Annotated in this window: 19 protein-coding genes; all 19 read left to right on the forward strand. The window is 64.0% G+C overall.

The features are described 5' to 3' along the window. Nucleotide 1: 1 nt before the first annotated feature. The 19 genes from RE432_RS00320 to RE432_RS00410 all read left to right on the forward strand — a co-directional run bounded on the left by RE432_RS00320 (nt 2) and on the right by RE432_RS00410 (nt 21,898). Nucleotides 2-871, forward strand: coding sequence for a branched-chain amino acid ABC transporter permease (locus RE432_RS00320; protein ID WP_310931224.1), 870 nt, complete (start codon nt 2-4; stop codon nt 869-871). Nucleotides 872-873: 2 nt separating this feature from the next. After that, nucleotides 874-1,809, forward strand: a complete 936-nt coding sequence (locus tag RE432_RS00325; RefSeq protein WP_310931225.1) for a branched-chain amino acid ABC transporter permease — start codon at nt 874-876, stop codon at nt 1,807-1,809. Continuing rightward, nucleotides 1,806-2,567, forward strand: a complete 762-nt coding sequence (locus tag RE432_RS00330) for an ABC transporter ATP-binding protein (RefSeq protein ID WP_310931226.1) — start codon at nt 1,806-1,808, stop codon at nt 2,565-2,567. The genes RE432_RS00325 and RE432_RS00330 overlap by 4 nt, the downstream gene beginning before the upstream one ends. Further along, nucleotides 2,564-3,286 (forward strand): ATP-binding cassette domain-containing protein, encoded by a 723-nt coding sequence (locus RE432_RS00335; protein WP_310931227.1) that lies wholly within the window; start codon nt 2,564-2,566, stop codon nt 3,284-3,286. Before RE432_RS00330 ends, RE432_RS00335 begins: the two co-directional genes overlap by 4 nt. A gap of 11 nt (nt 3,287-3,297) precedes the next feature. Further along, on the forward strand, nt 3,298-4,002 hold the full coding sequence (locus RE432_RS00340; protein WP_310931228.1) for a 4'-phosphopantetheinyl transferase superfamily protein: 705 nt from the start codon (nt 3,298-3,300) through the stop codon (nt 4,000-4,002). Between the two features lies 1 nt (nt 4,003). Then, the gene (locus RE432_RS00345; RefSeq protein ID WP_310931229.1) at nt 4,004-5,647 is read left to right on the forward strand and encodes a (2,3-dihydroxybenzoyl)adenylate synthase; all 1,644 of its coding nucleotides are present in this window, start codon (nt 4,004-4,006) and stop codon (nt 5,645-5,647) included. Nucleotides 5,648-5,652: 5 nt separating this feature from the next. Beyond that, on the forward strand, nt 5,653-5,916 hold the full coding sequence (locus tag RE432_RS00350) for a phosphopantetheine-binding protein (protein WP_310931230.1): 264 nt from the start codon (nt 5,653-5,655) through the stop codon (nt 5,914-5,916). Between the two features lie 11 nt (nt 5,917-5,927). Then, nucleotides 5,928-9,869: an amino acid adenylation domain-containing protein gene (locus tag RE432_RS00355; RefSeq protein WP_310931231.1), complete on the forward strand. Its 3,942-nt coding sequence runs from the start codon at nt 5,928-5,930 to the stop codon at nt 9,867-9,869. Between the two features lie 9 nt (nt 9,870-9,878). Then, nucleotides 9,879-11,120, forward strand: a complete 1,242-nt coding sequence (gene entS, locus RE432_RS00360) for an enterobactin transporter EntS (protein ID WP_310931232.1) — start codon at nt 9,879-9,881, stop codon at nt 11,118-11,120. 86 nt (nt 11,121-11,206) lie between these two features. Further along, nucleotides 11,207-12,610 carry a YncE family protein gene (locus tag RE432_RS00365; protein WP_310931233.1) on the forward strand — a complete coding sequence of 468 codons (1,404 nt, stop codon included), beginning with the start codon at nt 11,207-11,209 and terminating at the stop codon, nt 12,608-12,610. Nucleotides 12,611-12,685: 75 nt separating this feature from the next. After that, complete coding sequence (locus RE432_RS00370) at nt 12,686-13,348, forward strand: isochorismatase family protein (protein WP_310931234.1); 663 nt, start codon at nt 12,686-12,688, stop codon at nt 13,346-13,348. 28 nt (nt 13,349-13,376) lie between these two features. Then, on the forward strand, nt 13,377-14,183 hold the full coding sequence (locus RE432_RS00375) for a 2,3-dihydro-2,3-dihydroxybenzoate dehydrogenase (RefSeq protein ID WP_310931235.1): 807 nt from the start codon (nt 13,377-13,379) through the stop codon (nt 14,181-14,183). 170 nt (nt 14,184-14,353) lie between these two features. Then, entirely contained in the window at nt 14,354-15,325 is a 972-nt protein-coding gene (locus RE432_RS00380) for a DUF6282 family protein (protein WP_310931236.1), read from the forward strand. A gap of 429 nt (nt 15,326-15,754) precedes the next feature. Beyond that, nucleotides 15,755-16,744: a LysR family transcriptional regulator gene (locus tag RE432_RS00385; protein WP_310931237.1), complete on the forward strand. Its 990-nt coding sequence runs from the start codon at nt 15,755-15,757 to the stop codon at nt 16,742-16,744. Beyond that, nucleotides 16,725-18,128 (forward strand): aspartate ammonia-lyase, encoded by a 1,404-nt coding sequence (locus RE432_RS00390; protein WP_310931238.1) that lies wholly within the window; start codon nt 16,725-16,727, stop codon nt 18,126-18,128. The genes RE432_RS00385 and RE432_RS00390 overlap by 20 nt, the downstream gene beginning before the upstream one ends. 47 nt (nt 18,129-18,175) lie before the next feature. Then, nucleotides 18,176-19,006 carry a transporter substrate-binding domain-containing protein gene (locus tag RE432_RS00395; protein ID WP_310931239.1) on the forward strand — a complete coding sequence of 277 codons (831 nt, stop codon included), beginning with the start codon at nt 18,176-18,178 and terminating at the stop codon, nt 19,004-19,006. Then, nucleotides 19,003-20,394: an MmgE/PrpD family protein gene (locus tag RE432_RS00400; RefSeq protein WP_310931240.1), complete on the forward strand. Its 1,392-nt coding sequence runs from the start codon at nt 19,003-19,005 to the stop codon at nt 20,392-20,394. Before RE432_RS00395 ends, RE432_RS00400 begins: the two co-directional genes overlap by 4 nt. Continuing rightward, nucleotides 20,391-21,131, forward strand: a complete 741-nt coding sequence (locus RE432_RS00405; protein ID WP_310931241.1) for an amino acid ABC transporter permease — start codon at nt 20,391-20,393, stop codon at nt 21,129-21,131. The genes RE432_RS00400 and RE432_RS00405 overlap by 4 nt, the downstream gene beginning before the upstream one ends. Further along, nucleotides 21,128-21,898, forward strand: a complete 771-nt coding sequence (locus tag RE432_RS00410; RefSeq protein WP_310931242.1) for an amino acid ABC transporter permease — start codon at nt 21,128-21,130, stop codon at nt 21,896-21,898. The genes RE432_RS00405 and RE432_RS00410 overlap by 4 nt, the downstream gene beginning before the upstream one ends. Nucleotide 21,899 lies beyond the last annotated feature (1 nt).

Raw genomic sequence — 21,899 nt, forward strand, 5'->3', positions numbered from 1 at the left:
CGTGTCTTACTACCTGCTCCAAACCCTCAACGCCCTGTCCTTTTCCGTGCTGCTCATGCTGACCGGCCTGGGGCTGGCGCTGGTCCTGAGCCTGATGAACTTCATCAACCTGACACACGGATCGTTCTTTCTGCTGGGCGGGTATATTGCCGTGCAGTGGCTGGCCAGCGGCGCTCCCTGGTGGGCCGCCTTTCCCGCCGCCTTCATCCTGACCGCCCTGGTTGGCGCCGTCCTGGACCGCTTCCCCTTCCGAGGTTTCTACAATCAATCCCACCTGATGCAGGTGTTGCTGACCTACGGCGTCTCGGTGATTTTTGCCGACCTGATGCGCTGGGGCTTCAGCGCCGACACGCTCTCGCCCGTGCTGCCCGAACTGCTGCGCGGCGGCGTCTGGATCATGGGCCTGCCCTTTCCCGCCTACCGTCTGTTCATCATCGCGGCCGGTCTGCTGCTGGCGCTGCTGTTCTGGTTTCTGCTGGACCACACGCTTTGGGGCGCCGCCATACGGGCCAGCGTCATCGATGCGCAGATCGTGGAAACGCTGGGCCTGAATGCCAGGCGCCTGTTCACCCTGGGCATGGTACTGGCCGCCGGCCTGAGCGGACTGGGGGGCGCGCTGGGGGCGGGCATGCTCTCGGTCTACCCCGGCCTGGACGAAGAGGTGCTGCTGCTGGCGCTGATGGTCGTGGTGATCGGCGGGCTCAACAATATTCGCGGCACCCTGCTCAGCGCACTGGTGCTGGGTTTTGTGACCACCTTTGCCCGCGTCCTCACCCCCGCCTTCGCCAATGTGATCGCGCTGGCCGTCATGCTATTGCTGCTCATGATCTGGCCCAGCGGCATCAGCGCCCGGCAAACACGGCAGGTCTGATCATGCGGCTCACTGCGCACAAGATCGCCTACGCGGCCAGCCTGTTTCTGCTTCTGGCGCTGCTTGCCGCCTGCCTGTGGGGCGATCCCTTCCTGTGGCGCTTCCTGACCGAAGCCCTGCTCATGGGCTGCGCCGTCATGAGCCTGAACGTGCTGATCGGCCAGGGCGGGCTCGTCTCGCTCGGTCACGGCGCGATCTTCGGCTTTGCCGGCTATGCCGCGGCCATCGCCAGCCAAAGCCTGGGCGCCGAACTCGGCCTGGTCCTGCTGATCGGCCTGCTTGCCGGCATGGCGCTGGCCGCCGTGATGGCCTTGCTCAGCCTGCGCAGCAGCGGCCTGTTCTTCCTGGTCACGACGCTCATCGCCGGCCAACTGGTCTGGGAAGTCATTTTCCGCTGGCGCGGCCTGAGCGGCGGCGCCGACGGACTGCGCGGTTTCCCCAAACTGAGCCTGGGCGGCTGGGCCATCAGCCAGCCCCTGCCCCTGATGCTGCTGAGCGTGATCGTCACCCTGCTGTCCTGGCTTGCGCTGCGCAGCTTTCTGCGCGCGCCCGTGGGCATCGCGCTGGGCGGCTTGCGCGACCAGCCCCTGCGCATGGCCGCGCTGGGCTATCAGGCCTGGCGCCTGCGCCTGTACGCCTTTCTGGTCGCGGGCGGCGTGGCGGGCATGGCCGGCAGCCTGTATCCCTACGCCAATCAATACATCAGCCCGCAGCAAGTGCATTGGAGCTTTTCCGCCACGCTGATCATCATGGGCGTGATCGGCGGCATCCACACGCTGCTGGGCGGGCTCGCGGGCGCGGGCGCCTACCTGTTCATCCAGACCTATCTAAGCTCTTATACCGAGCGCTGGCAGTTGCTGATCGGCGTGGTCTTTGTCGCCACCGTGCTGTTCCTGCCGCGCGGCCTGGCTCAATTGTGGCCGCGGAGGCAGGCATGAGCGCCGCGGCACCCTTGCTCAGGCTGGCGCACATCAGCAAGCAGTTCGGCGCCCTGCGTGTCCTGGACGATGTCAGCTTCGACATCCAGCCGGGCGAAACCGTCGGCCTGATCGGCCCCAACGGCGCGGGCAAGACCAGCCTGTTCAACGTCATCAGCGGCCTGCTCGCCCCGTCCACGGGGCAATTATGGATGGATGGCCGCAACCTCAAGCAAAGCGGCCCCGTCCAGCGCACCCGTCTTGGCATGGTGCGCAGCTTCCAGACCAGCCGCATCTTTCCCGAGTTGTCCATCTTGGACAATATCGCCTTGGGCATGCGCGCCGGCGGCCCCGGCGCCTATGCCTGGTGGAAAGGCGGGCAGCACCATCAGGCCAGCCTGGCGCAGGCGGACGCGCTGCTGAGCGGCACCGTCTTTGCCGGACGCGGCCGGCAGCAGGCCGCCGGCCTGTCCTATGGCGAGCAACGCATCCTGGACGTCCTGATCGCCCTGGCCCAGCGCCCCAAGCTGCTGCTGCTCGATGAGCCGACCGCCGGGCTGTCGGGATCCGAGGCGCAGACTGTCATCGCGCTGGTCCAGTCCCAGCACGCCCAATGCGCCATCCTGCTGATCAGCCACGATATCGATATCGTCTTTGCCGTCAGCGACCGTATTGCGGTACTGAGCCTGGGGCAGTTGCTGACCATAGACCAGCCGGCGGCCGTGCGCACGCACCCCGCCGCCATCCGGGCATACCTGGGGGATCTGGCCAGCCCATGACACAGACACCCGCCATCGCCCTTGAGCGGCTCCAGGTGCGCTACGGCGCCGCCACCGTCCTGCAGGATATTTCGCTGCGCATTGCGCCCGGCCAGGCCGTTGGACTGCTCGGACGCAATGGCGCGGGCAAAACCAGCCTGCTGCACAGCCTGTTCAATATCGGTCCAGCCTGGCAGGGCGGCCTGCGCATCCAGGGCCGGGACATCCAGGCCATGCCCACGCACGCCATTGCCCATCTGGGGGTGGCGCTGGTTCCCCAGGGCCGGGGCAACTTCCCCACCCTGACGGTTTCCGAGGGCCTGCGCCTGGCGACATTGGCCAGGCGCCCCGCCCTGGCGCAGCGCTGGACGCTGGACGCCATCTACGACCAGTTTCCACGGCTGTACGAACGGCGGCGCGCCGCCTGCGCCTCGCTCAGCGGCGGCGAGCGCCAGTTGCTGGCGCTGGCGCGCGCCCTGCTTACCCAGGCATCCATCCTGCTGCTCGACGAACCCAGCGAGGGCCTGGCCCCCATGACCATCGAGCACACCTTGCTGCCCCAACTGCAAGCGCTGACGCGCCAGGGGGTGACGCTGCTGCTGGCCGAGCAGAACATGGCCCTGGCCCTGCAGGTCGTCGAACGCGTCCTGGTGCTGTCCAACGGCACACTGGCCTTTGACGGACAGCCGGACGCCTTGCGCGCCGACCACGACCTGCTGCAGCGCAGCCTGGGACTATAGGGTCTAGCGACATGGTCCGTATCTTTGCCCTGAACAGCCGCCTGGACGCCCTCCAGGAACACCACCTGCTGCGGCAACTACCCGCGCATGAGCAACAGGCCCTGCAACGCTTTCGCCACCCCGCCGACCGCCACCGTTCGCTGCTGGGGCGCGCCGCCCTGCGCACGCTGCTGGGCCGGAAACTGACCCTGGCCGCCCCGGACATTCCCCTGCATCAAGGCCCTTACGGCAAACCTGTGCTCACGGCATCACAAGCCCCTCGCATCGAATTTTCGATCGCGCACAGCGGCGATTGGGTGCTGGTGGCCCTGGCCAGCCAAAGCATAGGCATAGACATCGAACAGCAGCGCGGCCCGGTCGACCCGGCCCTGATCAGGTCCTGCTTCACGCCGGCCGAACAGGCCCATATCCGGACCGGCGCGGATTTTTATCGCTACTGGACTTACAAGGAAGCCGCCATCAAGGCCATCGGCACCGGCTTCTCGCTGGACCCCTTGCAGTTTGAAATCACGGGCCATGAACCCGATCTGCGCATTCACGGCCATCGTCCGCTGCAAGACTGCCGCCTGGTGCGCCTGACGGCTCCCTCGGGCTATCATGCCGCCCTGGCGGTCTTGGGCGATATCGGATCATGGGCCTTCGATGTGCACGATATAGACCTGCTTCTGAAGGGTTATCCTGACGAAAGCCTCAATTTATGTAATAGTTCTCACTAACATGACGACCTCTATTCCCCTTCAACAAATCTGGCCGGCTGAATTCGCCCAAAAATACCGCGATGCCCACTATTGGCAGGGCGAAACCTTTGGCGCGCTGCTGCGTGACCGCGCCCGGCAGCACGCAGACCGCGTAGCCGTCATCGGCCAGGGCCAGCGCTGGTCCTACGCCGAGCTGGATGAGCGCGCCAGCGCGCTGGCGGCCGGCCTGCTCAAGTTGGGCCTGAAAAAGGGCGACCGGGTGCTGGTGCATCTGCCCAACATCCCGGAATTCATCAGCGTGATTTTTGCGCTGTTCCGTACCGGCATGATTCCCGTCTACGCCCTGCCCGCGCACCGCATCGCCGAGATCGAACACTTCGCCAACAGCGCGCCGGCGGCCGGCTACATTGGCGTCGACCAGCATGCGGGCTTCGACTACCGTGTCATGCTGCGCGAACTGCGCACGCGCTGCCCCCAACTGCAACACATTGTCGTGCACGGCCAGGCTGAAGAATTCACCGCGCTGGAGCAGGTCCGGGCCAGCGGCGCAGGCATCGACATCCCCGCCTCGGATGCCCAGCCCTCCGACGTCGCCTTCCTGCAGATCTCGGGCGGCAGCACCGGCCTGTCCAAGCTGATTCCGCGCACCCACGACGACTATATCTATACCCTGCGTGAAAGCGCGCGCATCTGCGGCCTGGACCAGGACAGCGTCTTTTTGGGCGCACTGCCCATCGCCCATAATTTCCCCATGAGCTCGCCCGGCTTCCTGGGTGCGCTGTATGCGGGCGCCCGGGTTGTGCTCAGCCCGTCGCCGGCGCCCGATGCCTGCTTTGCCCTGATCGAACAGGAAAAAGTCACCGATACCAGCCTGGTGCCCCCTTTGCTGCTGCTGTGGCTCGAGGCCGCGCCCAACAGCAAGGCCGACCTGAGCAGCCTTAAAGTCGTGCAGGTCGGCGGCGCCAAGCTGGCCGCCGAAGTCGCCAAACGCGTGCGCCCGGTGCTGGGCATTACTTTGCAGCAGGTGTTCGGCATGGCCGAAGGCCTGGTCAACTACACCCGGCTGGACGACCCCGACGAGATCATCATCCATACGCAGGGGCGCCCGATCAGCCCCGCCGACGAAATCCTGATCGTCGACGACAACGGCGCCCCCGTCCCTCAAGGCGAGTCGGGCTACCTGCTGACGCGCGGTCCGTACACCATCCGCGCCTATCACAACAACCCGGCCGCCAACGCGCGCTCCTTCACCGAAGACGGCTTCTACCGCACCGGCGACATCGTCAAAATGACGCCGGAAGGCTATTTGAGCGTACAAGGGCGGGCCAACGACCACATCAATCGCGCGGGCGAAAAAATCTCGGCCGAGGAAATCGAAGATCACCTGCTGGCCCATCCCCAGGTTTTCGATGCCGCCATCGTGGCCATTCCCGACCCCTATCTGGGCGAACGCAGTTGCGCCTTCATCATCCCCAAAGGGGAAAAGCCGCGCGCGGTGCAGATCAAGCAATGGGTGCGCAGCCGCGGCCTGGCCGATTTCAAAGTGCCGGACCAGGTCGTTTTCGTGGATCGTTTTGTTGAAACGGCGGCCCTGAAAATCAGCCGCAAAGAATTACGTGCGCAATTGCGCCAACAGTTGGAACAGGCCGCCAAGGCCGAATGAATAGCATGAATACATCGAATCCCGTCCTGACCCTGGCGCGCATGCGCCAGGACATTGCCGAAATGCTGCACGAGGACCCCAGCGAGATCCTGGACGACGACAACCTGATGGACCTGGGCCTGGACTCCATGCGCATCATGACGCTGGCCTCGCGCTGGCGCGAGGCCGGTGCGCACATGGAATTTGCCGACCTGGCGGCTGACGCCACGCTGGCGCATTGGTGGACCCTGGTTGAGCGCGCCCGGCAGACAGGCGCAGACCAAGCCTGATGCCCGGCGCCATGTCTTTCACGGAACAACCGGCCGACAACGCACCCGTACCCTTGACCGAAGCCCAGGAAGGGCTGTGGTACGCGCAACGCCTGGACCCGGCCAATCCCATCTTCAACACCGGCCATTGCACTGATATCCGCAGCCCGCTGAATGTCGGGCTGTTCCTGCAGGCCATCAACCTGACCCTGGCCGAAGCCGATGCGCTCAGCCTGCGCATGATCGACGCCCCCGAAGGGCCGCAGCAGGTTTTCGACCCCGGCCACCGTCCTGCCGCCGAGCTCATGGACTTGCGCGGCGATGCGCAGGGGCAAGAACGCGCCCATCAATTCATGGTCCAGGACCTGAACACCCCCCTGGACCCGACCCGCAGCCCATTGGCCCGCCACGTTCTGTTCCTGCTCGACGAGCATCACGCGCAGTGGTACCAGCGCATTCATCATCTGGCCGCCGACGGCTATGGCATGGCCCTGATCGAAACACGCGTGGTCAAGGTCTACAACGCCCTGCTGCAAGGCCATGCCGACATCGGCGAGCCGCTGGCCTCGTTCCGCCTGGTCCAGCAGGACGACCGGCAATACCGGGGCGCCGGCAAGCGCGAACAGGACCGCCAGTTCTGGCTGGATACCCTGTCCGCCGTCGAACCGGCGCTAAGCCTGACCGACCAGCAGGCGCTGACCGATCACCGTTTCCTGCTGGCGCGCCAGGCTGCCGGCCCGGCGCTTATCCAGGCCCTGCAAGCGGCGCAGAACCGCTGGAACCTGAGCTGGCCCGACATCCTGACCGCGCTGACGGCAGCCTATATACGCCGGCACACACGCCAGGGCGAATGCACCGTCGGCGTCCCCTACATGGGCCGGCTGGGCAATATCAGCGCACGCGCCGTGGCCACCGTCATGAACGTCGCGCCCCTGCACCTGCGCATCGCCGAAGAGCAAGCGCTGGAACACTACCTGATCGACAGCGCCAAAGCGCTGCGCAAGGCGCGCCGCCATGGCCGCTACCGCAGCGAGCAGTTGCGGCGCGATCTTGGCCTGCTGGGGGGCATGCGCCGCCTGCACGGCCCCATCATCAATGTGCTGCCCTTTGACGCGCCCTACCAGCAGGCTGGCCTAGACGCCAGCCAGACCGTACTGTGCGCCGGCCCCGTCGAAGACCTGAATTTCACCTTCCGCGCCCAGCCCGACTCAAGCGGAATGCGCCTTGAGGTCGAAGCCAACCCCAAGCTCTACGACCAGGGCCAGATACAAGCCCATCTGCAAAGGCTGGCCCACTTCCTGCTCGCTGCCTTGCGCGCGGAGCGGCTGCTCGATGTGCCCACCCTGACCGAAGCCGAGCACAAGCACTGGATCTACACCGTCAACGACACGGCGCATCCGGTGCCCGCCACCACCTTGTGGGCGCTGATCGAAGAACGTCTGCGCACCAGCCCCGAACAGACCGGCCTGGTGTTTCAGGGGCAAGCGCTCAGCTATGCCGACATCGACGCACAAAGCGCCCGCATCGCCACGCAGCTGCAAGCCCTGGGGGTTGGCCGCGGCGATATCGTTGCCGTCGCGCTGCCGCGCTCTGTCGAGCTGGTCCTGAGCCTGCTGGCCGTTCTGCGGGCCGGCGCCGCCTACCTGCCGCTCGATGCGCAACAGCCTCGCGAACGTTTGGCCGGCATCGTCCAGGCGGCGGGCCCCCGCGTGCTGCTCGGCGACCCCGCCCTGCATCTTCCGGTCAACACCGTACTGCCCGACCGGTTCCATACGACCGCCGCCGTCGAAGGTCCGGCTGCGGGCCCGCATGACCCCGCCTATCTCATCTATACCTCGGGCTCGACCGGCGCCCCCAAAGGCGTGCTGGTCAACCATGACGCCATCGTCAATCGCCTGCTGTGGATGCGCGACCATTACGGCATCCAGCCCAGCGACCGCATCCTGCAGAAAACGCCTTGCACGTTCGATGTCTCGGTATGGGAGTTTTTCCTGCCCTTCCTGAGCGGAGCGTGCCTGGTCGTGGCCGAGCCCGATGCCCACAAAGACCCGCTGCAACTGGCCCGCCTGATCCGCGAACAGCACATCAGCGTGCTGCACTTCGTGCCGTCCATGCTGGCCGCCTTCCTGGACGAACCCGAATCGCAAGGCCTGAACCCACGGCTGGTCTTCTGCAGCGGCGAAGCCTTGCCTGCCGCCGTGCGCGACCGCTTTCACCAACAGGTGCAGGCCGAGTTGCACAATCTGTACGGCCCCACCGAGGCGGCCGTGGACGTGTCCTACTGGCCCGCCGGCGCCGGCGACCATTCCCAGCCCGTGCCCATCGGCTACCCCGTCTGGAACACCGCGCTGTACGTGCTGGACGAGCAACTGCGCCCCCTGCCGCCCGGCGTACCCGGCCATCTTTACCTGGCGGGCCGCCAGTTGGCGCAAGGCTACTGGGGCCGCCCCGACCTGACCGCCGAGCGTTTCATACCCGACCCTTATCCCGTGCATGGCGAGCGCATGTACGCGACCGGCGATATCGCGCGCTGGCGCGAAGACGGCGCGCTGCTGTTCCTGGGCCGATCCGACCATCAAATCAAGTTGCGCGGCCAGCGCATCGAGCTGGGCGAGATCGAAGCCATCCTGGCGCGCCAGCCCAGCGTGGCGCACGCGGCCGTCATCGCGCGCGAAGACACACCCGGCCAACTGGCCATTGTGGCCTATGCCGTGGTGCGCGACGGCCACGTTGCCGATGCCGGCACAGTGCTGCAGGACATGGCCGGCGTCCTGCCCGAATACATGGTGCCCTCGGCCTTGATCTGGCTGGGCGCGCTGCCTGTTTCCGCCAACGGCAAGCTGGACCGCAAGGCGCTGCCCGCCCCCGTCTTCCCGCGCCAGCGCCAAGGGCGCGCCCTGGACACGCACACCGAGCACATGGTGGCCCAGCACATGGCCCAGGTACTGGAACGCCCGGATGCCCTGTTTGCCGACGACGATTTCTTTGCGCTTGGCGGCCACTCGCTACTGGCCGCCAAGCTGGCGCTCAGCCTGCGCACCGCGCTGGGGCTGCCGCTGTCCATCGGCACCATCTTCGAGTACCCCACCCTGGCCCGCCTGGCCGCCCATCTGGACCGCATCGCCCAGGATACGCACGAAGCGCAGGCCCCGGACGGCTTCGGCCCCCTGATCACTTTGCGGCCGGCGCTGACCAGCGAGCCCGCCCTGTTCTGCATTCACCCCGCCGGGGGCCTGAGCTGGTGCTACGGCACGCTATCGCGTGAGTTGCCGGCAGGGCGAGCCATCTATGGCCTGCAATCCCGGACACTGGGTTCGCTTCACGCCCAGCCCGAACAAAGCCTGCAAGGCATGGCGCAAGCCTATGTGGACACCCTGCTCGGCGTTCAGGCCGAAGGGCCATTCCACCTGGCCGGCTGGTCGGTCGGCGGCATTATTGCCCAGGCCATGGCGCAGGATCTTCAGGCCCGCGGCCACCAGGTCGGTGTGCTGGCCATGCTGGACGCCTATCCCAGCGATGCCTGGCGCGATCAGCCCGAACCGCCCGCCAACGCGGTCTACAAGGCGTTGCTGCACATCGCCGGCCATGATCCCGACACCTTGCACGACGTCGCCTTGAGCCGCGACGGCGTCATCGGCTTCCTGCGCCGCAGCGGCCACCCGCTGGGCGAACTGCCCGATGCGCAGCTGGACGGCGTGTTCCAGGTCGTGGAACACAACAATCGCCTGGTCCGCGCACACCGCCACCAGCGTTACCACGGCCAGGCCCTGTATTTCCGGGCCGCGCTGGATCATATCGGCGAAAATCTGTACCCCAGCCTGTGGCAGCCCTATGTCGACAGCCTGGACACGCACGACATTGCCAGCCTGCACGCGCACCTGACCGGTCCCGAGGCCGTTGCCGTCATGGCGCCCGTGCTGGCCGAACACATGGCCCGGGCCGATGCCGCCCAGCCTTACACCCAACCTGTTTAGAAGCAAGCCATGTCTTTAAGCCGTTTCCTGCTGGATATCTCACCGCTGCGCGAAAGCCGGGCCTTCCGCTACGCCTATGCCGCCCGCGCCGCCACCGTACTGGTGACCGGCATGCTGCTGGTCTCGGCCAGCACCCAGCTGTTCAAGCTGACAGGCTCCAGCGTGTATGTCGGCTTCCTGAACGTGGCCATGGCCGCGCCCATGGCCTTCGCACTGATCCTGGGCGGCGTGCTGTCCGACCGCATGGACCGGCGCAAGCTGATGGTCTGGTCGCGCAGCGTCTATGTCATCAGCGTGCTGATTTTTGTGCTCAACGCCCTGCTGCCCGATCCGCTGGTCTGGCCTATTTACGTGGCCGCCGCCATCGGCGGCGCGGCCGGCGGCATCAGCGTGCCCGCCATGATGGCCGCCACCCCGGCGCTGGTCGGGCGGGACAAGCTCGCCGCCGCCGCGGCGCTGTCGGGCCTGGCCATGCAAGTGGGCGGCATCGTCGGCCCCGCGCTGGCCGGGGTACTGATCGCCGGGCCCGGGCTGCTCGCCTGCTACCTCATCGTCCTGGCGGGCGTACTGATCACTCCCTTTCTGCTGCACGCCCTGCCGCCCTTGCCCCCGCAGGCCCATCCCAACAAAGCGGCGCAACACGTATTCAAGTCCATGGCCGATGGCTTCAGTTTCGTGCGCACGCACCCATTGCTGCGCACACTGCTGCTCATCGACCTGACCGCGCTGATTTTGGCGACCCCCATGGCCTTGCTGCCGGAATGGGGCAATAACGTACTGTCCATGGGCGACCAGGCCACGGGCTATCTGTATGCCGCCCCCGCAGTGGGCGCCACGCTGGCCGCGCTGTCCAGCGGCTGGACCCGCCATACGGCCCGCCCGGGGCTGGTGATCGTCGCGGCCGTGCTGATCTGGGGCCTGTCCGTGGCCGCGCTTTCCTGGCAGGCATCGCTGCTGGGTTCGCTGCTCTGCCTGGCCATTATGGGCGCCGCCGACACCGTCTCGAAAATCCTGCGCATGGCATTGGTGCAGCACCACACGCCCGACCATTTGCTGGGACGCGTATCCAGTCTGTGGATGACGCAATACTCGCTGGGCCAGGCGCTGGGCAATGTGCAGATGGGCTATATGTCGCGCCTGTTCAGCCCCGCCACCGCCTTCCTGGTGGGGGGCCTGGCCTGTACTTCCGTGGCCGCCGCCTTCGGGCTCATGAATCAAGGCCTGCGCCAGTTGCGCGGCAAGAAAGCATGAGCACGGTCGGGCAGCCATCGAACGTCCCACGAACCCAAGGCCGTCCCCGGACGGCCCGCAACCATTTTTTCCTTGAGGATCTACAGATGTATATCAATCTCAACAGCATTCGCCGTACGCCAGCCAGCCTGTTGCGCAAAGCAGGCCTGAGCGTGGCCGTACTGGCCCTGTCGATTTCCAGCGCCTATGCCGCCGGCACATTCATCCAGCCAGACACCAGCTTCAAGGGCAGCGCCGGCGCATGGGGCAGCGTGAACTATGCCGGCGGGGAAGCCACCATCACGGGCCGCGCCTTTACGCCCGGCCAGGAAATCGTGCTCAGCCAGAACGGCCAGGTCATCAGCGGCAAAGCCCCCCTGGTTGCGGACAAAGACGGCGCCTTCGAGCTCAAGGTCGCCATTCCCGCCGACGCGGAGGTAGGCCAGCACACCGTCGTCATCCAGGCCAGCAAACCCAACGCCGCCTCGGTCTTCGACCTTAAAGTCTCGCCCAAAGTCCCCTTGTCGGGCCAGGACGCCTTCGAACTGCAATCGCAGCACCTGGCGCCGGGCGTCTATCAAAGCGCCTACAGCGCCAAGAGCGACCGCCTTTTCGTCACCTCGGCCGTCGGCCGCCCTCCGGTGAAAGAGTCGCAACTACTCAAGGTCAACCCCAAGACACTGGCCATTGAAAGCAGCATCAAGCCCGCTGTCCAGGACGGCCGCGACGACGGCCAGGTCCAGGCCGTCTATGGCGTAGGCGTGGACGACGCCAACGGCAACGTCTGGGTCACCAACACCCGCAGCGACACGGTTGCCGTCTACAAGCAATCCGACCTGTCGCTGGTCAAGCAGTTTCCCAACGACACCGCCAGCCATGCCCGCGACGTCGTGGTCGACGCCAAGAACCACCGCGCCTACGCCTCGTCGCCCGGTTCGAACATCATCACCGTCTTCGACACCAAGACACTGGACGTGCTGCCCCCCATCGCGCTGCGCGGTAAAACCCGCGGCGATGTCAGCCTGATGAGCCTGGCCCTGGATGCCGGCCATGGCAAGCTGTACACCGTCAGCTCGGGCACCAACGAGCTCTTCATCGTCGACCTGAAGAAAGGCGAAGCGGAACAGGTCTATGCCCTGCCCGGCGCGCGCAATGCCTCGGGCGTGGCGGTCGACGTGAAGAATCAGCAGGTCTATGTAGCCTCGCAAGGCAGCGACAATCTGCTCATCGTGGACGCCAAAGACGGCAAGGTGCTGCACACCATCGCCGTGGGCGCGGGCGCCCTGAACGTGGCCTTCGACCCCGTCCGTGAACTGGCTTATGTGGCCAACCGCGGCGCCGGCACGGTGACCCTGGTCAACCCTAAAGGCCAGATTGTGGCCAACCTGGAAGGCGGCAGCTACCCCAACCATGTGGCGCTGGACGGCAAAGGCAATGCCTTCCTGCTGAACAAGGCCAAGGGCAAGGACGATGCAACGGCTGACCGCATCAGCTTGATCCACGCCAAGTAAACCGCCTGCCGCAGCCCTGCGGGGTTGCGGCTTGTTCTTTTTTATTCACCCTGTTGACGTTGAACGGGGAACGCCATGACCATACATCCTCTGCCCTCTTACCCCATGCCGGCCCAGGCCGTCATCAACCGCGTCGACTGGCGGCCGCGCGCCGATCGCGCTGTGCTGTTGATCCACGACATGCAGGAATATTTCCTGAACAAATACGACACGGCCCAGTCGCCCATTCCCGAGCTGGTCCGGAACATCGCGCGCCTGCGCGACCTGTGCAGCGGCCTGGACATACCGGTGGTCTACACCGCCCAGTCCAGCCATCAGCCCGCCGAAGAACGGGCCTTGCTCAATGACTTCTGGGGTCCCGGCATGACCGCCCCCGAATTCCACGGCCAGGAAGCCATCATCCCCGAACTGGCGCCACGCCCGGCGGACATCGTGCTGAAGAAATGGCGCTACAGCGCCTTCCAGCGCTCGGACCTGCGCCAGCGCATGGCCGTGATGGGCCGCGACCAGCTCATCATCACCGGCATTTACGCGCACATTGGCTGCATGGCCACCGCCCTGGATGCCTTCATGCAAGACATACAGCCATTTATGGCCATCGACGGCTGCGCCGACTTCTCGGCCAGCGAACACGAGCAGGCCCTGCGCCATGTTTCCCAGCGCTGCGGGGTCAGCCTGACCTGCGCGCAGATTGCTTCGTCCCTGCAGTGCCAGGGCCTGTCCGTATCACAACCGTAAGGCTCCGGCCTGTTCTGGATAACCACCCATGACTGCACCTTCACCCACCCCCACCCCCGACAGCGAATTCGCCGGACAATGCGTTTTGATCACGGGCGCCGCCAGCGGCATCGGCGCAGAACTGGCGCGGCGCCTGCTTGCCGGACAGGCCCGGGTCATCGCCCTGGATGCCAACGCCGCCGGCCTGCAAGCCCTGAAACAGGCTTTCCCGCGGGCGCCGCTCTGGATCCAGGCCGTAGATGTGGGCGACTCGGCTGCGGTCAATGCGGCGGTCGAGGCGGGTGAGCAGCAGTTGGGCCCCATCGAGAAACTGGCCTGCGTCGCCGGCATCCTGCAAATGGGCCAGATCACCGAACTGAGCGACGAACAGTGGATGCGCACCTTTGCCGTCAACACCCACGGCATCTTCCATGTCTGCCGCAAAGTGGCCCAGGGCATGGCGGCCCGCCGGCGCGGCGCCATCGTCAACGTCAGTTCCAACGCCGCCGCCACCCCGCGCGCCGCCATGGGCGCCTATGCGGCATCCAAGGCCGCCGTCAGCTCCCTGAGCCGCTGCCTGGGATTGGAACTCGCCCCCCACGGCATACGGGTGAACATCGTCTCGCCCGGCTCCACCGACACCGCGATGCAGCAGGCCATGTGGCAGCAGGGCAGTTCGCGCGAAACCGTGATCGCGGGCTCAGCCGCTCAGTTCCGCCTGGGCATACCCCTGCAAAAAATCGCCACGCCTGCGGAAATCGCCGACGCCATCCTGTTCCTGCTGTCGGACCGCGCCAGCCACATCACGCTGCACGATCTGCGCGTGGACGGCGGCGCGACGCTCGATCAGGGCTGAGGCGGCCGGCGGCCCTTAAAGCCAAAAAATATTATCGTGCAAACCTGCACGCAACCACTTCCTGCCCGATTGAACCCTTACTAGACTCGACGTTGGCCTGTCTTCGCCCATCGAATGCACGCCCACACTGCATGTCCTACCAAGCCTATTTACAGCTACAGGAGACGTCGATGTTGAAAATCAATAAAAAGGTGCTTGCCGCCCTTATTGGCGCCAGCGTCATGAGCGCAAGCCATCTGGCGCATGCCCAAGTGGGCTTCCCGCCCCCTCCCCCCAAAGTCAGCCCCGCCGCGGGCGTCATCGACATGCACGTGCATCCGGACCCGGATGTATTCGGCAGGGCGTTGACCGACATCGAGCTGGCCACCCTTGCCAAGCGCAAGGGTATGCGCGGCATCGTCATCAAGAACCATGTGGTGACCACGAACGACCGCGCGGCGTCGACCATGCAGCAAGTTCCCGGCATCGAGGTTTGGGGCGGCATCGTCCTCAATAAATCCGTAGGCGGCCTGAATCCCTCGGCCGTGGAGTGGATGCACAGAATGTCGGGAGGCCGGGGCAAAGTGGTCTGGCTGCCGACCTTTGATTCGGATAAACATATCAAGACATTGGTGGACAAGGACCAATCGGGCCTGGTCGTGGCGGTGGACGGCAAAGTAACGCCCGAGATGGACGAGATCCTGAAGATCATCGCCCGCGAGAACCTCATTCTTGCCACCGGCCATGTTTCCGCCGATGAGGTCCTTATCGTCGTCAAGCGCGCCAAGGAGCTTGGCGTGAACAACATCCTGATTACGCACGGGCTGACCAACATCCCGGGCCTGACGATCGAACAGGCCAAGGAAGTCGCCGCGCTGGGCGCAATGATCGAATTGTGTTATCTGCAATTCATGACCGGGCCGGATGCGCAGTACAAATGGATGACGCACTGGGATAAAGTGGGCGCGGACACGGTCGCCAAGGCCGTGCAAGAAATCGGCGCCGACCACCTGGTGCTTTCCACCGACCTGGGCCAGCAAGGCATGATGACCCCGCCCGACGGCATTGAAAACCAGATCGCCGCCGTCAAGGCTGCCGGGGTGTCGGACGACGACATCGACAAGATGATGCGAAAGAATCCGGCAAAGCTGCTGGGCGTCTAAATACGGGATGGGCGGGCAGCCGCGGCAACGAGCATGGCACATTGCCATGCATGGGCGCCGCCCATCCACCGCTTGAACGCCCCCTGGCTGGGTCGCGGCCCAGCCAATAGGCATCCCGAAGGCGGGCTGCTGGAAGCGCTGCACGATTTGCCTATGCCACCCTGCGTTCGAGGCACGGGCGGGCATGCACAGCGCGCCTGAAACAGTAGATCGAACCGTTACTTCCGGCTGACAAGGCGGCGGCAAGCTGCTTTCAGCCGCATCGGCCAGCCTCCAGGCATAAGACGCCGCCAACTAATCAGCGTTTCTACGTATAGACAACGTCAACCATTTCCGTGTCTCGCACCTTACTATTAGCATCACTTATAGTATATGAATAACTATTTAAAACACTTCTTTTTACCCCTAGACTGATACGGAACTTTAGCCATGAACGAAAACCGACCCATCGACATGCAAGCACTTCGCGTCTTCCTCTCCACGGCCCAGGACTGCAATATGTCCAAGGCCGCCGCGCGTCTGGGGATCTCGCAATCTGCCGTTTCGCAATCCATCCGGCTGCTGGAAGATAACTTCGGCACGCCGCTGCTTAACCGCTCTGCGCGCCCGTTGACATTGACGGCGGCAGGCATGGCGCTGTTCAACCGCGGCAGTGTGCTCATGGAAGAGGCGCTGGATCTGCGTGGCGCAGTCATCGAAGCGGGCAGAGGCATCAAGCCCAGTCTTCGTCTCGGCTTAGTGGATTCTTTCGCCGCCACCTGCGGCACCCCTTTCGTCCGGCAACTGCTCAAGAGCACGGCCCACCTATCTGTGCGGTCCGGCCTGTCGCCCAATCTCGGTGAAGCGTTCGCCCGGCGCGAACTGGATCTGGCCATTTCATCGCGTTCACTGGACCTGGAAGGCATGTCCAACCATACGTTGATGGCCGAACAGTTCTTTCTTATCGCGCCCCAAGATGCCCCGGTTTGCCGGTCGGTTGCCGATATGGCCGCACTGGCCCAGGCGCTGCCGATCATACGTTTCAATCAGCAGTCCCACTTGGGCACCCAAGTCGATAGCGCTTTGCGGCGCGCCGGCCTGAATCCCGCCCGCCGCCTTGAAGTCGAAACGGCGGACACACTGACGTCCATGGTCGCGGGCGGCCTGGGCTGGGCCATAACCACCCCCCTATGCCTGCTGCAAGGCGCCAGATCGGCGCCTGCGGTACGGCAAGACTTCATTGCAGATTTGAATGTGGAGCGCAAGCTTTACCTGCACTTTCGTCAAGGCGAGTACGGCACGCTGGGCAGAGAAGCCTTCGATATGGTTTCCAACCTGCTCGAAGACCAGACCAAAACTGAATTGAAAGTCCTTAATCCGTTTTTATGCAGCCTGATAGAAATACACCCCTGGAGCGAAGATGGCTATCACCCAAGTTGACCAACGTTCGGAATCCGACTACCTCGGTACCGTCCAAATCCCCCATGATGCCTTGTACGGTGTCAATACCCTGCGCGGCGTCGAAAACCTGACGGTATCCCAGCGCCCCATCGGTTCAGAACGGGAGTTCATCCGCGCCTTCGCACTGTGCAAATGGGCCGCCGCCCTGGCGAATCATGATGTGGGTATCTTGGACGATGCACAGAAAGACGCCCTTGTCCGGGCCTGCAAGGAACTGGCCGATGGCCAATACGATGCGTTCATGGTGGTGGACTTCCTGGAAGGATCCGGCGGCACCTCGACGAATATGAACGTGAACGAGGTTCTTGCGAACCGGGCGCAGCAACTGCTGAATGGCAAGACCGGCGTGTACGACCGGGTGCACCCGAATGATCATGTCAACCGTTCCCAATCCACCAACGACGTCTATCCCGCGGCAATGAAAATCGCGGCGTATGCTTTGCTTGCGCCGATGATAGAAGAAGTGCACGCGCTGGCCGCCAGTTTCCAGCGCAAAGCCGGCGAATTCGGCGCCATCCTCCATCTGGGGCGCACCTGCATGCAAGATGCCCAGCCCATGATGCTGGGCCAATTATTCGGCGGTTATGCCTCCTTGACCGCAAGACTGGCAAGCGAACTGGAAAGCGTTCGCGCCAGTTTGCGCGTCCTGCCCCTGGGCGGCACCGCGATCGGAACAGGGTTCGGCGCGCCCAAGGGCTACAAAGCCCGCGTCTATGCGCATCTGGCCGACATCACCGGCACGGACTTCCAGCCTGCCGCCGACCCGTTCGATGCCATGCAGAACCTGGATACCTTCAGCCGCGTGTCGGCAGAACTACGCACGTGTGCGACGTCTCTGGGCAAGATCGCCTCTGACCTGATCCTGTTATCCTCGGGTCCCAACGGCGGATTGGCTGAACTGGAGTTGCCGGCTGTGCAGGCGGGATCCTCGATCATGCCGGGCAAGGTCAACCCTGTCGTGCCCATGGCCATGGTACAGATCGGCTTTGCGGTGACCGGCAACGATGTCTGCATCGCCCAGGCCAATCAAGCCGGCCAGTTGGAGATCAATCATTTCGAGCCCGTCGTGGCCGATCGAATCTATGACTCGATTCGGCTGCTGCGCAACGGCATCCGCTTGTTCCGGGAAAAGTGCATTGACGGTATTCGCGCCAGTACCAGCTCGAACGAACGGCACCTGCTGCAATCCACGGCCATCGCGACCGCCTTGGTCCCAACGCTCGGTTATGCCAAGGTCAGCGCCATGGTCCGCCAGGCAACCGCCCAGAACATGAATTTGCTGGATGTACTGCAAGAGCAAAACCTGCTCACTTACGACCAGGCCGTCGCGCTCACCCGGGACGCCACCGCTCTCGACACCTGAACCCTTCCCTTGCTGTTCCCGACTCATTTCAACAACGGAGACAAACCATGAAGAAATCCTTTTCCATACTGCTTGCAACCTTGATCACGGCGTGTGTGGCAAGCGCCGGCCATGCCTACGCACAGTCCGCCGTGCTCGACCGCGTCAAAAGCTCAGGCGTGCTGCGTGTAGGGGTAAAGACCGACTATCGCCCCTTCGGCTTCCTGGATCCAAGCGGGAAAGTCGTCGGCATGGAGCCCGACCTGGCTGCCGACATCGCCAAGCAAATGGGCGTCCGGCTGGAACTGGTTCCGGTTCAGACGGCCAACCGCATCGAGTTTCTCCAGCAAGGCCGCATCGACCTGATGATCGCCACCATGTCCGTCAACGAACAGCGGCGCAAAGTGGTCGGCGTCATTGAACCCTATTACTACGCCGGCGGCACGGCCCTGCTGGTACGCAAGAATGCCGGCATCAAGAAATGGGAGGACCTGGACGGGAAACCCGTTTGCGGCACGCAAGGGGCTTATTACAACCGCAGCGTCGCACAGAAATACGGGGCCAAAATCGTTGCATTTCCGGGCAACGTCGAATCGCAGAATGCCCTGCTGACGGGCTCCTGCATCGGCTTCGTGCAAGACAGCACGCTGCTGGGGTCGATACTGGCCAGCGGCGACAGCCAATGGGCCGATTTCGAAATGCCCTTGCCTATCGAAGACATGGCGCTCTGGGCCGTCGCGGTGCCGCTGGAAGAGCGTGACCAGGCATACGGCGATCTCATCAAAAAGACCGTCACTGAATGGCACCGTTCAGGCCTGCTGCGCTCGCTCGAAAAGAAGTGGGGGCTGCCCGAGTCTGAATTCCTGAAAGAGCAACAAACCAAGGCAAAGGCGCAATGACTGTTTCCCGCCACCCACCTATGGATGTGGAAAGCCGCCTGGCTCAATGGGTTGCCGGCTTGTCCCTGCGGGATATTCCCGACTCGGTGCTGGCCGTGGCCCGCGCATGCATGGCCGACGGCGTGGGCGTCATGCTCGCGGGCAGCACAACGCCCCTCGCCGAGCAATGCGCGGCATTGCCTTGCGCCGACGGCATGTGCGATATTGTCGGCAGCGCAAGCAGGGCCGATGCCCCATCGGCGGCACTCTTGAACGGCGTTGCCGGGCATGTGCTCGATTTCGACGACACCTCTTACGCCGGCATTGTCCATGGCACAGCAGCCGTATTGCCCGCCGTGCTGGCCGTCGCCCAGGCGTCCGATGCCGATGGCGCGCGTTTGCTTGAGGCGTTCGTCGCCGGTGTGGAAACGGAATATGCGCTCGGCCTGGCCATGACGGACAGCCTCTATGACCAAGGCTTGTGGACAACCGCCACGCTCGGCGTCATCGGCGCGGCGGCAGGCTGCGCCAAGCTGCTCGGGCTGGATGCGGCCTCCATGGCACATGCGATCCGACTTGCCGCGAACATGCCGATCGGCTTGCGCATCACGCACGGAACAAGCGGCAAACCTTATCTTTGCGGCATGGCGGCGCGCCTGGGGGTAGAGCTCGCCTACGCAGCCAAGGCGGGCATCACCGGCCAGGCAGGCACCTTCGAAAAACCGCGCGGCTATGCCGCCACACTCAATGGCGGCGTGTTCCATGCCCCCGCCATCGATGCGCTGGGCATGCGTTATGCGCTGCTGGATCCCGGCGTAGCGTTCAAGCTTCGTCCCATGTGTTCGGCCATGCAAGCAGCGGTCGACGCCGTGATCGCGCTGCGCGGCCAGCACGCATGGACGCTTGACGAGGTCGAGTCCATCAACTGCTACGGCACGGCGCTTGTCGTCTCATGCCTACCCTACCGGCTTCCGGCCCACCCCAGCGAAGCGCAGTTCTGCATGCCCTTCGCCATCGCATGCACCTTGCTGCACGGCGATGTGCGTCTGGAGCATTTGAACATAGCGGCCTTGGCTGATCCGGACTTGCGGCAACTCATGCAACGCGTCGAACTCCACGAAGACGAAAACCTGGTCCCTCCCGCCGACATCCAGACCTGCCCCGAAGCCGCGCGCGTCGATATCCGGCTGAGGGACGGCCGCCTGCTGTCCCACACGGTGCTGGCCGCGACGGGGATGCCGCAACGGCCGGCATCCACGGAAATCCTGTTCGACAAGTTCATGGCCTGCGCCACGCTGGCGCTGCCATCAGAGCATGCCCAGGCAATCTGGACGCGGCTACAGCGCGTGGAACACCTTCCCCACACTCGTTCGCTGTTCGACAGCACGACCAGCGCCAGGAGGACATGATGGACATGGTGGAATTCTTTGCCGAGCTGTATCACTCGCACGGCATCAACCTTTCGATCTTCTACGACAGCTTCGATCGGGATATGTTCCTGGAAGGCATCGTCTATACGGCTTGGCTGTCGGTCGCGTCCATCGCCGGCAGCCTGGCTGTCGGCGCGCTGGGCGCCTACCTTCAATATTCAGGCGGCCGGTGGGCGAACATGCTGGTCAACGGCTACATTCACGCATTTCGCAACACCCCGCCGCTGGTGCAGCTGTACTTTTTCTATTTCGCGCTCGGCCCCACGCTAAGCGGGATGCTGCCGGGCACGGGCCCGGCAATCAGCAACGTCACCTGGGCGATCGTATCCTTGACGCTGTACGCAGGCGCCTTCAATGTCGAAATCTTTCGCGCCGGCATCGAGGCGGTGCCTGCATCGACCATCGAAGCCGCCGATGCCCTGGGCATGAACGAAAGACAGATATTCCGCAAGATCGTCCTGCCGCTGTCGATACGTATCAGCCTGACCGGCCTGACCAACAATCTGGTCAATCTCATCAAAACCACGACCAATGCTTTTGCCATTGCGGTGCCGGAAATACTGTATGCCTCGTCGCAAATCTGGTCCGAAAGCATGAATGCGTTGGAAATGATGATCGTTCTACTCGTGTTCTTCATGCTCATGATCGGCCTATTCACCTGGCTGATGAAGATATTGGAACGAGCAACCGCTGTACCTGGATGGGGGCACGCATGAAATCATCTCGCACATTCAAGACACCGCGATTCATGGCATGCCTGGCCGTGATGGCGCTCGCGGCTTTCACGCCAGGCGCGCAGGCTGCCGAACTGGGGCTGGGCACGCTCGTGAAGTGGCTGCCCTTGCTGCTGCAGGGGTTTGCCGTGGACGTGGGCATCAGCGTCGCCGCCATGGCAATCGGAACCGTGCTGGGCGCATTGCTGGGCATCGGGCAAATTTCACAGCTATCGTTGATACGCAAGCTGTCGGATTGGATCACACAGTTTTTCCGCAACGCCCCATGGCTCGTCCTGCTGTTTTTCTGCATACTCTTGCTGCCCTATCAGATCACGCTATTGGGTTCGACCATTTCCTTCCCCGCCTGGGCCAAGGGGATCATCGGCCTGATGCTGCCTGTCATGGGCAATGTCTCCGAGGTCGTGCGCGGCGGTATACAGTCCATCCCTTCCGGCCAATGGGAAGCCGCCAATGCCTTGGCGTTCAGCCGCGGACAGACCCTGCGCATGATCATCCTGCCCCAAACCGTCAAGCGCATGGTTCCGCCCTGGATGAACGTCTATGCCGTCTTGATGATGGCAACGCCCCTGGTGTCCATCGTTGGCGTCGAAGACAGCGTCACCGTTGCACGCGCGGTGCTTTCGGCTGAAAACAACACCGCATTGCTGATGCCCGTCTACGGACTGCTGCTGCTTCTGTTTTTCGCCTATTGCTATCCCATTGCACGCTGGACGCGAAAGCTCGAAAAACGTTATGCGATCGCGTAAC

This window comes from Pusillimonas sp. SM2304 (assembly GCF_031628915.1).
Classification (GTDB): Bacteria; Pseudomonadota; Gammaproteobacteria; order Burkholderiales; family Burkholderiaceae_B; genus Pusillimonas_C.